The sequence below is a fragment of the Reyranella sp. genome (assembly GCF_965279625.1).
GTDB lineage: Bacteria > Pseudomonadota > Alphaproteobacteria > Reyranellales > Reyranellaceae > Reyranella.
The window spans coordinates 4,220,701-4,236,186 of the sequence record NZ_OZ257251.1 but is presented as its reverse complement, the minus strand read 5'-3'; the positions used below and the strand labels follow the sequence as shown (position 1 = coordinate 4,236,186).

The following is a 15,486-nucleotide window of genomic DNA, read 5'->3' as shown; positions in this document are numbered from 1 at the left end:
CATGAGCATTTGCCTAGATCAAACGCTTCGTCGCCGACTTGAATTCCAACGACGCGCTGCCAGGGCAGGCCTGCTCCTATTAGGGTGGCACCACCGGGGCGTGGCGGTTCCTGATTACCGCATGGCAGCTGACGTCACGGATCGTCGAGACGACATTCCTGAAAATCATCGATGGCACAGTCCGGTGAATTGACGCCATTCCTCGCCGATCATGTGACTGAAGAAGGGCGCACCGCTTTCCTAAAGGCTATCAGGACTGGTGCTACGACGGCTGACATCCCGGCGGTGTCGAATGCCAAAGGCTATCGGACCGACGGCGCCGGAGTCGCTTCCGCGCCGACGTCTTCATCCCACCGGTCGACCGCCACCACGGTCTTCTCCAGTGTTGTCGGAGCCATCGCCGCCGCCGAATCGAATCCACTGGTCGAAGGCGATCGCCTTCAGGCTTTCCGCCTCGCCTTTCGCGCCTATTCGGCCCTTGCCCAGAATCGCGACGATGCCGCCTCGCGTGCCGATCTCTGCATCGCCGCCTTCCTTCAGAACCGCGCCGAGGACGATGGGTCCCGCATGGGGGCCAGTTCTTCCTTTGGCGGAGACTATGCCGTTTCGACCGCCTTGCACGTCCAGTTCCCCCATGTCGGCCAGGGCGAGTCGATCTCCACCATCCACGCCACCAAGATCCGGTTGTCGCAAGACGACGAGGCCGCGGCGCAGGTCGTCGCCGACGCCCTCGGCCTCAGTCGCAGCAACAGGCCGATCAGGCTGGTCATCGCCGATGAGCTGGAACGCCTGTATCGCTGCGTGGGAATGCCGATTCGTCTCAGCGAACTGAACATCCCACGATCGGCGCTTCCCCTCATCGCGGGACAGACGGTCAAGAACTTCAATGCCAACGCAGGCGTCCGATCTGATGGTGAGCGCATTGCCGCGGCGCAGCAGCTGCTGGAGGCCGCTTACTGACCGAACGGCAGGTCACGGCAGAGTATACCGGTGGAACCGTGAGAAGGTGGGCGCGATGATCACTCGGCATTCAGCTGAAACGAGTGCCGCCAAAATCGCCGTGGAGCAGTTGTTTCTGGAGCATTAGCTTCCACAAACTGCGTTAGCGCCAAAGGCGAGGCGAACTCGGCCGTCGCCAATCGCGACGGCCACGATGCAACCAAGCGACGCGACCTCAATGCATCGGACGTCGATGCCTTAGCCCGCAATCCTATTTCGTCTGCGAGCCGGCTCGGAGAATGCCGTTGCGCTGCTGCGTGACGGTGCAACGCGCAGCACGACTTCAACTCCCCTTTTCCGGCGGGCGAGGAGCGCGTCGGAGCACGGCTGATGCTCTGACCATGACCGGCTTTCCCCGACCCGACCATCCAAAGGTATGAGGCCGACACACTCATGTCTGAAGTGTGCCTTCTCGAGCTCCCTCCTAGGCTTTGGCCACTGTCGTTACCTGGCATTCACTTGGAGGGAGTTGGCCATGACTTCACGGAACGTCGCCGAACTGATGGTGGACACGCTGGCGGAAGCGGGCGTGGAGCGAATCTACGGGGTCGTGGGCGACAGCCTGAACGGCCTCACCGAAGCCTTGCGCGTGTCCGGCAAGCTGCGCTGGGTTCATGTCCGACACGAAGAAGTGGCCGCGTTCGCGGCGGCAGGAGAGTCCCAGATCACGGGACATCTGGCGGTCTGCGCCGGCTCCTGTGGTCCGGGCAACCTCCATCTCATCAACGGTCTCTTTGATGCGCAGCGCAGCCGCACCCCCGTACTCGCCATCGCCGCCCAGATCCCATCGGCCGAGATCGGTGGTGGCTATTTCCAGGAGACCCACCCGCAAACCCTGTTCCAGGAATGCAGCGTCTACTGTGAGCTGGTTTCGGACCCGCGTCAGATGCCGTTCGTGCTGGAAAATGCCATCCGGGCCGCCATTGGCCAGCGCGGGGTGGCAGTGATCGTCGTTCCCGGCGATGTCGCGCTGCAGTCGGCGCCCGAACGCGCGATCTCCCAGCGGCAAGGCTTGGTTCCCCCCGTACCGGTGGTCGCTCCTGCCGATCGCGAGCTCGATGCGCTCGCGGATCTGCTGAACGGCGCCCAGCGCGTGACTCTTTTCTGCGGTCGGGGCTGTGCTGGGGCTCACGCGCCTCTCATGCAGCTGGCCGAGGCGCTCAAGAGCCCGATCGTCCACGCCCTCGGCGGCAAGGAGTATGTGGAGTACGACAATCCCTATGATGTGGGCATGACCGGCTTCATCGGCTTCTCGTCCGGCTACGAGGCGATGCATGCTTGTGACGTTCTGCTGATGCTGGGCACCGACTTCCCCTACAAGCAGTTCCTGCCCACCGCCGCTAAGATCGCCCAGGTGGATATCCGCCCCGGCAATCTCGGACGGCGCTGCAAGCTCGACCTCGGCGTCGTCGGCGATGTGACGGCAACGCTCGAGGCCCTGATCCCGCGGATCGAGGTCAAGGCCGACCGCCTGCATCTCGATGACAGCGTCGCCCGCTACCGGCACGCCCGCAAGGATCTCGACGCGTTGGCGCAGGGAACGCCAGGCCGCACACCGATCCACCCGCAATATCTTGCCCGGCTGATCAGCTCACATGCGGACGCCGGCGCCGCCTTCACCTTCGATGTGGGCACGCCCACTATCTGGGCCGCCCGTTATCTCCAGATGAACGGTACGCGCCGTCTAGTCGGCTCGCTGGTGCATGGTTCCATGGCGAACGCCCTGCCGCAGGCCATCGGCATCCAGGCGGCACAGCCGCAGCGCCAGGTGGTCGCTCTCTGCGGCGACGGTGGCTTCACCATGCTCATGGGAGACCTCATCACGCTGGTGCAGGAGAAGCTGCCCGTGAAGACGGTAATCTTCAACAATGGCGTTCTCGGTTTCGTCGCTCTGGAGATGAAGGCCGCTGGCTTCGTGGAACTGGGCACGGACCTCCAGAACCCAAACTTCGCGGCCATGGCCAACGCCATGGGCATTCTCGGCATAAGGGTGGAAGACCCTGCCGAACTGAAGGATGCGCTTGACCGTGCATTCGCCCATGACGGACCGGTCGTGCTCGACGTGGTGGTGGCCACGCAGGAACTCTCCATGCCTCCCACCATCAGCTTCGAGCAGGCCCGCGGCTTCGGCCTGTGGATGCTGCGCGCCGTCCTCAGCGGGCACGGCTCTGAAGTCATCGACCTCGCCAGGACCAATCTGCTGCCGCGCTGAGCGGCCGCATCCACCTGCCGTCAATGCCGGTTCCTCAGAACGCGGGATGCTCTCATGGACCTCACCCCTCTCCTGCTGTCGCGGATACAATTCGCATTCACGATCTCCTTTCACATCATCTTTCCAGCTTTCACCATCGGCCTTGCCGCGTGGCTGACCTTTCTCGAGGCCTGCCACCTCGTCACGGGTGAGCGCATCTATCACCGCCTGTCGGACTTCTGGATGAAGATCTTCGCCGTTGCCTTTGGTCTCGGCGTGGTTTCCGGCATCGTCATGGCGTTCCAGTTCGGCACCAACTGGAGCGAGCTTTCCCGCCGCACCGGCCCCATCCAGGGGCCGCTGCTCGGCTATGAGAGCTTCACCGCCTTCGCGCTCGAGGCAGCATTCTTCGGCGTACTGATGTTCGGCCGGGATCGCGTACCGCGCTGGGCCTATCTCGTCGCCTGCCTGATGGTTTCGCTGGGCACGAGCCTCTCCGCCTTCTGGATCATGGTCAACAACAGCTGGATGCAGTACCCGACCGGCTTCGAGCTGACGCCGGAGGGTGTGTTCGTGCCCACGGACTGGTCCGCGATCATCTTCAACGAGGCGGTGTGGACACGCTTTCCGCACATGATCCTCGCGGCCTATGTGACATCGGCCTTCTGCGTGGCCGCCACCGGCGCCTGGTACGTGCTGCGCGGCAAGGCGGTGCAGGAGGGCCGTACCATGGCGGTCATGGGACTGCGTCTCGCGGCGATCCTGGGTGCCCGTGCAGATCGGATTCGGGCACCTAGTCGGCGATTTCGTCCATGATAACCAGCCTGCCAAGTTTGCAGCCATCGAGGGACGCTGGAACGACCAGCAGCCCGCGAGCGAGATTCTCATTGCGTGGCCCGATTCCAGGACCGAGCGCAACCTCTTCGAGGTCTCGGTACCCTATCTCGGCAGCCTCATCGGCTCGATGAGCCTGACGTCGAAGGAGTTGGGGATCACGAGTTTCGCGCCGGAGAATCGCCCGCCCGTCGTCATTCCCTTCTTCGCCTTCCGCATCATGGTCGGCTGCGGATTGCTGATGCTGGCGGTCGCGTGGGTCGGCACGTGGCTCAGTTTCAGCGAACGGATCCTGCGGGCGCGCATGTTCCTCACCGCGACGTTCCTGTCCTTCCCACTCGGTTTCATTGCGACCTTGACCGGCTGGTTCACGGCAGAGGTCGGACGCCAGCCATGGGTCGTGTACGGCCAACTGCGGACGGCCGATGCAGTGACGCCTTTCCTGGCGGCACATGAGGTGGCGCTCACCTTCGTGGGGATCGCCAGCATCTATGCGCTCATCTTCGGCTTCGGGGTCCTCTACATATACCGGCTGCTGCGTAGTGGTCCGATCCCCGCCGCCGAGATCTCCCTCTACGCCACCAATCCCAAGCGCCCCCTCTCCATCCCTGGCGCCAGTCCCGGCGTGTCGCGCACCACAACATCGGGAGAATGACCATGGTCGAGTTCTGGACCTCTGTTCTTGGACTTTCGATCCTCCTTTACGTCCTGCTGGACGGCTTCGACCTCGGCGTGGGGATGCTGTTTCCCTTCGCCGGTGGAGAAACCGAGCGACGGCACATGCTGGCCTCCATCTCGCCCGTGTGGGACGGCAACGAGACTTGGCTGGTGGTTTCCGCCGCCACCCTGTTCGGCGCCTTCCCGATCGTCTTTTCGATCGTCCTTTCGGCCTTCTACCTGCCCCTCTTCCTCATGCTGGCAGGCCTCATCCTGCGGGGCGTGGCCTTCGAGTTCCGCTACAAGGCCACGGCCAGCCGCCCGATCTGGGACGCAGGCTTCGTCGCCGGCTCCTATGTGGCAGCCTTCGTGCAGGGCACCGCAGTAGGCGCCATCGTGCAGGGCCTGCCCCTCGCAAACGGGGTGTTCGCCGGGAGCTCAATGGGCTGGGCCAGCCCCTTCTCGATGTTCTGCGGCATCGGCCTATCCATCGGCTACGCAATGATGGGGCCTGCTGGGTCGCCGGAAAGACCGATGGGGCGTTGCGGGATTTCTCCTTCCGCATCCTGCCGGGTCTGCTGGCAGCGCTCCTCGCTTTCCTCGTCGCGGTCTTCATCTGGTCCGTTCAGCTCCGCCTCCCGGTGCTGCACCGCTGGATGGAGCGCCCGGCCCTGCTCCTGTGCCCGCTGGTGGGCCTCGTCGCCTTTGCCAGCCTCGCCCTCTTCGTTCGGCGCCGGGACGACCGCTTCCTGTTCCTCGCGGGGGCAACTATTTTCATTGCGGCGTTCGCAACGCTCGCGGGATCCTTCCTGCCCTACATGCTGCCCTTCTCGCTCACCATCTGGGAGGCGGCCTCCCCCCCCGCATCCCTCTCGTTTCTTTTCTGGGGGGCAGGCGTCTTCGTCCTGCCTCTCACGCTGGCCTATACGCTGACCGTCTATTTCATCTTTCGCGGAAAGATGGTCGAGGATAGGGACCCCTGAGCGCGACCCTCGCTCGTCTCCAAGCGCCAGACGCGCCGCGACGATGAGCAGGCGGCCGCCCCGTGACCTGGGTTGGCCGCCTTTCCTGTTTCGTCGGTCGGTTGCGAGGATCGATATCCCGGGGCGAGCGATCGTACGGACGTCGTTTCCGCCTTCAGCGCCTCATGCACGCGGGCGCCAGGCGAGCCCTTGCAGAAGGGCGGCGAGAATGGAAAAGCCGGTGCCGAGGGCGCTGACGAGTTGCCACTCCCCCGCCTGCCAGGCCAGTGTCCCGAGTGCCGAGCCGATGGCGCCGCCCAGAAACATGGTGCCCATGAGCACTGTATTGAGCCGCGCGCGTGCCTCGGGATGAAGGGCAAAGACGATGTGCTGGTTGGAAACGAGCGCCATCTGAATGCCGAGATCCAACAACACGACGCCCACCACCAGTCCCGTCAACGAAGTCCAGAGACCGAAGACGAGCCACGCGACAACGGTGACGGCGACGCCCAGGATCACAGCCTGAGACGGGCCGCGACTGTCGGCGAAGCGCCCTGCGAGGGGAGCCGCGAGAATCCCGATCGCACCCACGAGCCCGAACAGACCGGCCACCTCCGCGCCATAGCCGAAGCGCGGCTCCGCAAGCCGGAAGGCGAGGATGGTCCAGAACACGGTGAAGGCCGCGAACAGCGCCGACTGGGTGAGCGCCGCCAGCCGCAACGTCGGGAAGGTACGCCAGAGGTGCCAGATTGAGCGCAGGAGCTTTGGATAGCTCAATAGCGAGTCGGGCCTGCTGCGCGGCAGGACCACGGCCATTAGCCCGCCGCCCGCCAGCGCAAGCGGCACGGAAAGCCAGAACATCTGGCGCCACCCGGTATGAGCCGCCACGAAGCCCGCCAGTGTCCGGCTGAGCAGAATGCCCGTGAGAAGCCCGGCCATAACGGTTCCAACCGTCGCACCGCGCCGCGGCGGCGGCGCGAGGTGCGCGGCAAGGGGGACGATCTGCTGCGCCACCGTCGCCAGAAGGCCCACCGCCAGCGACGCGGCGACCAAAGTCAGCGCGTTCGGGGCAAGGGCCGCAAGTGCAAGGGCGACCGCAAGGAACGCGAACTGCAGAAGGATCAGTCGCTTGCGCTCTACGAAATCACCAAGCGGCACCAGCAGGAACAGGCCCGCCGCATATCCGAGCTGCGTGGCGATGGGAACCGCGCCCGCAAGCCGGTCGACCAACTCCTGCTCGATCACATCGAGCATGGGTTGATTGTAGTAGATACTGGCGATAGCCAGACCAGCCGCCGCCGCCATCGCGAAAGTGGTCCCTCGGCCGAGCCACAAAGCTCTCGCTCGAGCGGTCGGGGTGCCCCTGGGGGGCGCGATCCTGGAGGGGCATGTCAGTTTTCATCGGCTGAATGGGGAGGGAAAATCACCCCTGCAGTCATGGATCGGCGTGATCGGAAGATGGAGGCTCGGCGTGCACAGGCATCGACCGCCGCTCGCGCCAACGTAGACGCAGGGGCCGCCTCAGCTTCCAGCCAGCTGGAGCGACTGTCCCAATCTCTGGCCGTACGCCACGATGGCCTGCCCTACAGGTACCCGCGCCGCCTGATAGGCAGCGAGCGCAGCATCCACATCCGAATGCGCCTGTAACGCATCACGCAGCGCAAAGGCATCGCCTGCGGCCTTGGCGACACCCATGGCCGTATGAGGCCGGGCCACGAAGGCGGCATCCCCCAGAAGGGCCACGCGCCCCTTCACCATGTGCGAGGGCGCATAGTCGAAGATCGCATGAATGAAGGGCTGGGGCTCGGCGGCGACCGCCTGCGCGAAGGAGGGCGGCAGCGCTTCAGCGGCGTCGCGTTTGAGCCGGTCCACGACCTCCGGCCTCACACGGCCAGGCGCGATCGAGAAGGGACGGCTGATACCGTCGCGATCGACCAGGACTCGGCTCAACTCCGTGGGCGGATAGCGTCGGTACCAGACCCAGTTGTACCGGCGCTGGCCCACCTCTGTGGACCCGTCCGCGCCCGGAACGAGATAGCCGAGAACATGTGAACCCGGGCCTTCATAGAAGGAGAACCGCTCGAAGAGCTGCCGCCGCGCCAGTTCCGGCACCAGCGTCTCCGGCACGAGCCCACGCCATGTCGCATAGCCCACATAGGCCGGCCTCGACTGCGGCCCCGACACGGCTTCGCGCACGAGCGACCCGATGCCGTCCGCGCCGATGACCAGATCCGCCGTCTCCTCGTGCCCGTCCGCATACTTCACGGTCGCGCCGGAGATGTCGGTCCGCACCTGCACGGCGCGGTCCTTGATGCGGTAGCGTGCATCCGGCACCCGCTCGCGGAAGGTGCGGAAAAGCACATCCCACGAGAGCTGCGTCTGAGGCGTGCGCTGGCGATGGATGATGGCGTCGCTGCGGTCGAGGTAGATCCGCTCATGCGCCGTGACACCGACGCGGGCGAGATGCTCGATGCCGACTTCCCGCAGAATGTCGAAGACTTCCTGCTGGGCAACGAGGCCCGCCCCTCGCCCCTCGAGCCCGTGCGCGGAGCGTTCGGTGACGGTGACGTCGAAGCCGGCGCGACCGAGGAGGACGGCGGCGAACAGGCCCCCCATCGACCCGCCGACGATAAGAATGCGAGAACTCATGGCGTTGCCCCTCAACGGGTTCAGTTGATGAAGTCGACCACGCCGCCATCCACGCGCAGCGCAGCGCCCGTGGTGGCAGACGCGAGGGGCGAGGCGAGATAGACGGCCATGCTGGCGACCTCATCGACGGTGGCGAGGCGTTGGATCAGCGACGTCGGCCGGTGCGTACGGACGAACCCCGCCCCCGCTTCCTCCAGCGACTTCCCTCCCACCATCGCCGGCTTGAGCATCTCGGCGACCCCCTCTGACAGCGTGGGGCCTGGCAGGATGGAATTCACGGTCACGCCGGTCCCTGCCATGCGCTTGGCAAGGCCGCGCGCGAGCGACACATCGGCGGTCTTGCTGACGCCGTAGTGGATCATCTCCACCGGAATGTTGAAGGCGGATTCCGAGCCGAGGAAGATCATCCGGCCCCAGCCTCGCGCCGCCATCGGCGGCAGATAGGCTCGCGCGAGCCGGACGCCGGCCATTACGTTCACCTGCCAGTGCCGCTCCCAGATGGCATCGTCGGTGTCGAAGAAATCCTGCGGCTGGAAGATGCCGAGATTGTTCACGACGATGTCGAACGCAGGCTCGAGCGCCACCAGGTCCCGCGCGCCTTCCGGGCTCGCAAGATCGAGCGCCCGGCCACGTGCCACTCCTCCGAGGCGCGCGAGGGCCTCGTCCACATTGGCAGAGGTGCGGCCATTGATGACCACCGCCGCGCCCGCCTCCTGCAGGCCCCTGGCGATGGCAAAGCCGATGCCTCCGGTGGAGCCGGTGACGAGGGCGGACTTTCCGGAAAGATCGATCTTCATGTGCGGCTCCTGTGGTTACGCGGCGAGATTGGCAGGCGTGTGCGGACGCGGAACGGTCGTGCTCAGGGGCCCACGCCTCGGGAGAGCGTGGTGAAGGCGCCGGGCAGCACATAACCGGCAGCGACGGCGATGAGGCACAGCGTGAGCGACAGCATGATGTTCAGCAGCGCCCGCCCCGGCTCGTTGGCATTGAACAGGTTCAAGGTCTGAAGGCTGAAGGACGAAAAGGTGGTGAAGCCGCCGCACACGCCGACAAGCACGAACTGGCGGATTTCAATGGGCGTTGAGGCCGCGCTGGTGCCCGCGAAGAGGGCCGTGAACAGACCGATCACAAAGGACCCGCCGATATTGATAAGAATGGTCCCCCACGGCAGGGCGCTTCCAAGCAGCTGAGTGATCCACCGATCCAGCGCAAAGCGCAGAGCGGATCCGAAAGCGCCCCCGAGGGCGACAAATCCATAGCCGATCATGGCTCTTCCTCTCGTGTAACGCGCCGGCTCGATGGCGCGCCCTGGAGGTGAGATTTGCACGCGGATCTTGGCGGGAACATTCTACATAGAGTTCGAGAGCCTGGACCTTCGTATAGCTTGTGCTCTCTTGCTGGGGTGACCGCGGTTCACGGCAAGACCCCGGATTGCTACCTTGGGTGCTTGTTCAGGAAGTCACTGGTGAATCTCGGATCGAAGGTCTCTGGTAAAATTGTTTAAACTCGGACGCGTCCTCTCCATGCCCTCCTCGTGGCTCCCATCACCGGCGAGGCTGTTGCCGGCCAATCCAGCGCACTACGATGGACCGCTTTTTTCCTTCTGGGTCGCCATCGCCTGGCTCAGCGTCATCACCGTGCGCTCCTGCATCCATCTGCTGGCGGCGGACGGTGGCGCGCAGTCGATCGCCACGATCGACGTCGCGACCATAGACGGCGGCTCGAACATCGTGGCGATGTTCGGCCAGTGGGGGGCGATCCAGCTCCTCCTCGCGCTGCTGCTCTGGGTGCTGCTGCTGCGCTGGCGTGGAACGGTGCCGCTCGTGCTGCTGGTGTTCACGCTCGAGCCCGTGTTGCGCGGGCTGGCCGGCTTCCTCAAGCCGGTGACGACGATGGGCACGGCCCCGGGTGCCGCGCTCAACTGGTTCACGCTGCCGGTCATGGCGTTCTTCTTCTATCTGTCGCTCTGTCCGAGACGTCGCTAGAGGAACGAGCGGGCGATCCTAAGGTCGCGCTGCATCGTCTCCCGAACCAGCGGCGGGTCCCCGCGCCGACCCGCACGCCCAGTTGCCCCAATGAGCTGACGAGGTTGCTGGGGAATGGCCCGCCAAGTCGCGGGCGATACCCTGGAAGAACGACGGGGCCCATCCCGGCGGCCAAAGACGGAATAGGCGAGACGATTATTGATTTGGAGACCTAAACCGACAAAGTTCCCTTTTTCGAGACCTGAAAGTCCCACTCGGCAAGATACGCTTCCGAACTCATGAATTCTGCTTTCCCATCGATTCCCGAATGGCATTTCTGAACATAGAGGGACAAAATCCCATCCCGCTGCGCCCGAAGCCCATCCACGACCGGCTCGTAATATCCAAGCGGCTCTTCGATGAGAGTCAAAACTTCCGCCTTCTCGAAGTCTGGTGGATGAAGCCGATGTCCGACCAGCGCCCGCCCCGCTTCCATGGTCCGGTATATTATGAAGACGGAACCGTCTGGAAGCGTGACGCAAACAGGCCGGCTATAGGGGAGTGAAAGCGTGCCTCTCCCAACCAGATCGATCGGTGTCCCCAGTTCCGCTATTTCCCTCAACTGCCAGCCATGGCTGTCGGGATACAGCATGTTTACCGTCGTTCGCCCCTTGTGCGTCCAATAGAAGACCCCGACAGGACGACCGTCAGCCAGGCGCGTTGCCCCGGCCTGGTTGCAGAGACTCGCCGTCCAGGGAACGGCAGCAACTCTTTCCATGACCGCCTGGGTCGCCGGAATGGGCAGAACAGCCCCGCTCCAGGTCCGCAGGCGCTTCGTCACCAAATCCGCTTCCAGATAGTCGATCCCTCCATTCATGGCCCGCTGGCGGGAACCGAAGATCGCGGCCGTGCGCCACACGACGAACAGACCGAATCCTTGTCCAGTATCGGCCAATGGTGTGTTGATATAGGGACCTGCACTCCAGGGCTCAGTAATTCCGCTCAGAAGCGGATACCCCTTCTTTTCCAGCCAGGCGCCATCCCATTGAAGCGTCCGCCATGCCGAACGCGCCGCGCTGCCTACCCTGAACACGACATGAAAATTGGCGCGGCGGTCCGTCACGAAGGCCGGATAGGTGATGTCGAACTTCTCCAGGACTGGATCTGCCACCCGTTTTACGGTCTCGACACTCTCGGTATCGCTGCGAAGGCATATCGCCTTCGAAACATGGGCCCCCGCCAGGACATGTATACGGCCGTCCCGATCCACTCCAATCGAGGAGCTGAAATGAGCATCTACGGGGGCCGACACGCCTTCTACCGTCTTCTGTGTCACGGCCCCGCCGACAAGACTTCTTTCTGAGAAAGTCAGCGCACCGTTGTCATTGTAGTATGACAGCAGTTGGCGGTGACCCACCGTCACCAAGCCCGAGTGGCGATACGGTGTTACATTTGTCGAATTGCCGGCCCACGCCTTGCCTAAAGAGATAGTCCGTGACGGGCTCACTTCGGCTCCTACTGAAGTTGAGCAGACTGGCCACGCTACTCGACATAGATGACTCTTTGAGCCAAAGCGCCATTCCGAAAGAATGAATCCCACTTCCTTGTGGCTTGTCACGCAGCCACTGCCCCGGATCAAAGGAATTCAAGACTAGACTAGCGTCGCGAGGCACCCATTAAATGCATGAAATCTCACCGTACAGCGGTGTACAGTCGACTGCTCAGGATCGGCTCTTATCCAAAGATCCGTCATGTGCTTATTTGTCAAGAAGGGAAGACTCTATCTTCTTCCGAATATCAAGGCGCTGCACCAGTCACGAAATTTGCCTATCGATCTGGCGAACGATTCGCTCCACCCGCTCACTCCAAGTCAAGTGATGCGGCACAAGAACACCGGACTGTATCCGCCGTTCAACGCCGAGAAGACTCTCGACCTTCGCGATGAATTCGTCTTGAGTGGACGCGATCTCAGCGAAATCCTTAACCTCTGCGATGTTCGCAACACTGGTCGTTACGATCGGCACTCCACATGAAAGATAAACATAGAGCTTCAGCGGATTCATTGCCTTGCTTACGGCATTGTCGACATGTGGCATGATTGCGACGTCGAAGCCCTTAATGTATTGGATTACATTTTCGTAGGGCTTGACACCCATAAAATGTACATTCTGGCGGCCGCGCAGTCTCAAGACATCCGGAGATCGGTGGGCCGATCCGATCAGGACAATCTGCCATTCCGGCTTCTCGTCTGCCATACGCTGAAGTAGTTCTACATCAATTCGATCTCTTAGGTTGCCGACATAGCCAATGATCGGCCCTCTAAGTTCATCGAAGATCGCGGGACGATGGTATTCTTCCGTAGCACGCTGCTCCGCTGCATTCGTGATCACTTCGATGTCACGCCGCATGGGCAAGAAAGCATCGCGAGCCGCATCACAATTGGTGAAAACCATGTTCACTCGACTCAGGGTCTCCTCGTAGCCGGCCCTAACCCGCCGATTGTGCTCGACCGTGGAAGGCATCGCCCTCTGATCGTCGATCAAATCAGCGATACTCAGGCTGAATCCGAGCTCGTCATGAATTTCTGCATATTCGAACACAACCGGCGCGACCCATCCAATCAGCGGACCATTTATCCCTGCTTCCTGCAAAGTTTGACGAATCCAAGGGACATACGCACTCTTAGGTGGAAGTACCTGGCCAAGAAAACCTTCTGCCGCCTGTCCGGACCTATGCACGAATACTCGGCGGCTGATTTTCTCGCCGTCCGCAATTTTCAGGAATCTGCTGATGACGTTGCTTACGACATGGTTGGTCTGATCCAGATAAGCATCTGCATCTGTCCTGACGCTAGCTCGCACTTTCCTCCCCTCCAGCGGGGCGTCGAACTGGACGATGCGGCCGACGCGGGGATGCCGCGCTAGGTACTTGAGGAGCATGTCATGACGTCGACCATAAAGCCCAGTGTCGTTCTGCTTCCAGAAGAACGCAATGTCGAATGGCTTGTCTTTTCTCAGTGCCGGGAATGGAAGCCTCACGTTTGACCACGACGGCTGAACCAACGGCATCGGCGCATTGGCGATCGAGCTGACGAAGTCCAGCACTTCCGTCCATTGCTCGTTCCACGAGGTCTTGACAGCTAAGGCACTTCGCGAGATGGCATTGAGGCGGGCTACGTTTACAGCGTAGCTCAGCTCCCCCAGGAAGAAATCTCGCGATCGACGAACGCAGGCTACATCGCCCGCTCGCCCCTTTGAAATATTTGTAAGAAATGCATCCAAGTCACCATCCCTCCGAACGAGAGTGACGACAGACGGGGACGGTATGTCGCGAAAAGGGGCAACATCGGTTACCGCCACGGGAACTCCGGTGGCCAGCGCATCAGTCAGTTTCGCGGGAATCTGGTATGCGGAGACCGGTGAACTCACGTCCTGCAAGAGGCAGACGCCGTCCGCCATCGTGATTAGCTGAGGGAGCCGCTCCCAGGGCTGATCTGGAAAGATGCGAATTCGCGCTCGTTTAAATGACGCGATCTTTCCGTCAATTCGCTTATCGTTGGGCGAGCCGATAATGCAGAGGACAAGATTGGGAAGCTCGAGACGTTCGAGTGCCTCTGCAATTCGAAACACTCCCTTGTGCGCCCGAGGCGTTCCCAAAAATAGGATGACCTTGTCTTCAGGGGGGAATCCGAACTCCTTCCGAATCCTGGCGCGCACATCCGGATTGGGCCCGAACGTTGCCTCGTCGCGCGCATGCCTCACTACAATTCCGCCGAACCGTTCCTGCAATGCGACGTTCGAGGTGATCACGCCATCAAAGGTCGGCACGAGGGATTCGGCAAGCCTCGTCCAGGTTTCCCCGTAGAGGCGCGCCAAGTCCCCGTTGCCGCGAGAATGTTCGGCCTTCACTTCGGCCAGCGACATCGGCTCACCACCGGGGAAGAACGACAGCTCGTGATCGTCCACATCGATGAGCACGGGACACCCCAGACGATGTTTGAGAAGCATTCCCAAGACCATGCTGGGCATACGCGCCTTGCACGCAACAACAAGGTCGGCTTCTGCCTCTTCGACGAACTTAAGAGCCTTCCGACAAAAGTCCTGAATTTCATCGGCGGCAAAGGTCCGAAAAGGGATACTCGATCCTTGGACGGGCCCCCAGACTTTGCCGCCATATTGCTTGAAGAGTGGTCCGATGAGCTCTACGTCGTATGTAGCCTTGAGCATATCCGCGACGAGATATGCTCGGCCTACCGGGTTATGCCCCATGTCCCAGGCGATCACAATTGCCTTCTTGCGCCCGGAAAACAGACGCGCAGGCGGACCGGACGATAGGATCGAGGCGGGTCGCGGCACCAGCGGGTTCTCACTCCGAGCCTCCGGATCCTTGCTCGGGACAACGGGAAGAGCTGACCTCTCGTTGCCGGGCTTTTGCGGCGCGAGCCTGGCAACAGGACTCGCCGGCTGAACGACAACAGCCGGCGGTTGCCGGACTGCGGGTCGACTCACCGCGGAGGGCGGTGTGGCCGGCTCGGCCGGCGGGCGCAGTAAAGCTCGCGAAGCCTCAACCCGTGTGGAAAACATACAGACGGAATGAGCATCAGGCTTGAACTGGAGGGAAAGTCGGTAAGCCCCTCCACCACTGAACGCCGCGGCCCGCGCCGTTCCCAGTACAATGAGCCTCTTTGCCGTGCGAGCGGTCGAAAGCTCAAACCGGGAGAAAAACTTGGTGGTGCCGCCTTCCGTTTCCTCCAGGATGGCGATCCATTGGAGCTTTTTCTTGACGTCAAAATCGCTCGGAAACGAAGCCTGAAACCTTAGATCGTAACCTCCAGGCGACGGCGCCAACTTTTCAAGTGATAGTCGCTGCCACAGTCGAACCCGGCCTGGCGTACCTGGCCACATTAGTTGCAGACCGCGTTCCGCGTCCCACTTGACCGAACCGGACTTCTCGGCGTCGGCGCGCTTGATGTCGGCCCACCAGCGCCCGGAAATCGCCAGCTTTCGCTTCCAGCGGGCAACTTCCTTGACTTGAGAGAAATCGATCTCCTCTATGAGAGGAATGATCTCCACGGCTGACACATTCGTCATAACTGTCTCACCGCCTCAGCCAACACGCACATCTGCATAGACGCCACGACATCGATGCAAACCCTACGCCAAATAAAGCCCCGCACCGACGGGAGCCCCTATCCACATGCTACGACCAAGAGCTCGCTTTATAGAAGAAG

9 protein-coding genes and 2 pseudogenes are annotated in these 15,486 nt (G+C 62.2%); 5 read left to right on the top strand and 6 right to left on the bottom strand.

Annotated elements, in window-relative coordinates; all coding sequences use genetic code 11:
• The first annotated feature begins 171 nt into the window (after positions 1 to 171).
• From ACQY78_RS20585 to cydB, 4 genes and pseudogenes are all read left to right on the top strand, one after another.
• Positions 172 to 960 carry a hypothetical protein gene (locus ACQY78_RS20585; protein ID WP_428678139.1) on the top strand — a complete coding sequence of 263 codons (789 nt, stop codon included), beginning with the start codon at positions 172 to 174 and terminating at the stop codon, positions 958 to 960.
• A 514-nt stretch (positions 961 to 1,474) separates the two neighbouring features.
• The gene (poxB, locus tag ACQY78_RS20580) at positions 1,475 to 3,211 is read left to right on the top strand and encodes a ubiquinone-dependent pyruvate dehydrogenase (RefSeq protein WP_428678137.1); all 1,737 of its coding nucleotides are present in this window, start codon (positions 1,475 to 1,477) and stop codon (positions 3,209 to 3,211) included.
• Between the two features lie 54 nt (positions 3,212 to 3,265).
• A pseudogene (locus ACQY78_RS20575) lies at positions 3,266 to 4,679 on the top strand (cytochrome ubiquinol oxidase subunit I).
• A pseudogene (gene cydB / locus ACQY78_RS20570) lies at positions 4,676 to 5,664 on the top strand (cytochrome d ubiquinol oxidase subunit II). The pseudogenes ACQY78_RS20575 and cydB overlap by 4 nt, the downstream one beginning before the upstream one ends.
• A gap of 162 nt (positions 5,665 to 5,826) precedes the next feature.
• Here cydB and ACQY78_RS20565 read toward each other — a convergent pair.
• The 4 genes from ACQY78_RS20565 to crcB form a co-directional block, all read right to left on the bottom strand.
• On the bottom strand, positions 5,827 to 6,948 hold the full coding sequence (locus tag ACQY78_RS20565; protein WP_428678135.1) for an MFS transporter: 1,122 nt from the start codon (positions 6,946 to 6,948) through the stop codon (positions 5,827 to 5,829).
• Positions 6,949 to 7,164: 216 nt separating this feature from the next.
• Positions 7,165 to 8,292: an FAD binding domain-containing protein gene (locus ACQY78_RS20560; protein ID WP_428678134.1), complete on the bottom strand. Its 1,128-nt coding sequence runs from the start codon at positions 8,290 to 8,292 to the stop codon at positions 7,165 to 7,167.
• A gap of 20 nt (positions 8,293 to 8,312) precedes the next feature.
• Positions 8,313 to 9,089 (bottom strand): SDR family NAD(P)-dependent oxidoreductase, encoded by a 777-nt coding sequence (locus ACQY78_RS20555; RefSeq protein WP_428678132.1) that lies wholly within the window; start codon positions 9,087 to 9,089, stop codon positions 8,313 to 8,315.
• 62 nt (positions 9,090 to 9,151) lie between these two features.
• Positions 9,152 to 9,559, bottom strand: a complete 408-nt coding sequence (gene crcB / locus ACQY78_RS20550; RefSeq protein WP_428678130.1) for a fluoride efflux transporter CrcB — start codon at positions 9,557 to 9,559, stop codon at positions 9,152 to 9,154.
• A gap of 292 nt (positions 9,560 to 9,851) precedes the next feature.
• Between crcB and ACQY78_RS20545 the strand changes: the two genes are divergently transcribed.
• Positions 9,852 to 10,277, top strand: coding sequence for a hypothetical protein (locus tag ACQY78_RS20545; RefSeq protein WP_428678128.1), 426 nt, complete (start codon positions 9,852 to 9,854; stop codon positions 10,275 to 10,277).
• Positions 10,278 to 10,488: 211 nt separating this feature from the next.
• On the opposite strand, the gene ACQY78_RS20540 is transcribed toward ACQY78_RS20545, so the two are convergent.
• Positions 10,489 to 11,763, bottom strand: a complete 1,275-nt coding sequence (locus ACQY78_RS20540; RefSeq protein WP_428678126.1) for a BNR-4 repeat-containing protein — start codon at positions 11,761 to 11,763, stop codon at positions 10,489 to 10,491.
• A 307-nt stretch (positions 11,764 to 12,070) separates the two neighbouring features.
• A complete protein-coding gene (locus ACQY78_RS20535; RefSeq protein ID WP_428678125.1) occupies positions 12,071 to 15,346 on the bottom strand; it encodes a glycosyltransferase in 3,276 nt (1,091 codons plus the stop codon).
• Positions 15,347 to 15,486: the final 140 nt, after the last annotated feature.

Excerpts from the sequence above, each read along its gene's own strand:
- ACQY78_RS20585 (WP_428678139.1), top strand. The coding sequence starts at position 172 with ATGGCACAGTCCGGTGAATTGACGCCATTCCTCGCCGATCATGTGACT.
- poxB (WP_428678137.1), top strand. The coding sequence starts at position 1,475 with ATGACTTCACGGAACGTCGCCGAACTGATGGTGGACACGCTGGCGGAA.
- ACQY78_RS20565 (WP_428678135.1), bottom strand. The coding sequence starts at position 6,948 with ATGGCGGCGGCGGCTGGTCTGGCTATCGCCAGTATCTACTACAATCAA.
- ACQY78_RS20560 (WP_428678134.1), bottom strand. The coding sequence starts at position 8,292 with ATGAGTTCTCGCATTCTTATCGTCGGCGGGTCGATGGGGGGCCTGTTC.
- ACQY78_RS20555 (WP_428678132.1), bottom strand. The coding sequence starts at position 9,089 with ATGAAGATCGATCTTTCCGGAAAGTCCGCCCTCGTCACCGGCTCCACC.
- crcB (WP_428678130.1), bottom strand. The coding sequence starts at position 9,559 with ATGATCGGCTATGGATTTGTCGCCCTCGGGGGCGCTTTCGGATCCGCT.
- ACQY78_RS20535 (WP_428678125.1), bottom strand. The coding sequence starts at position 15,346 with ATGACGAATGTGTCAGCCGTGGAGATCATTCCTCTCATAGAGGAGATC.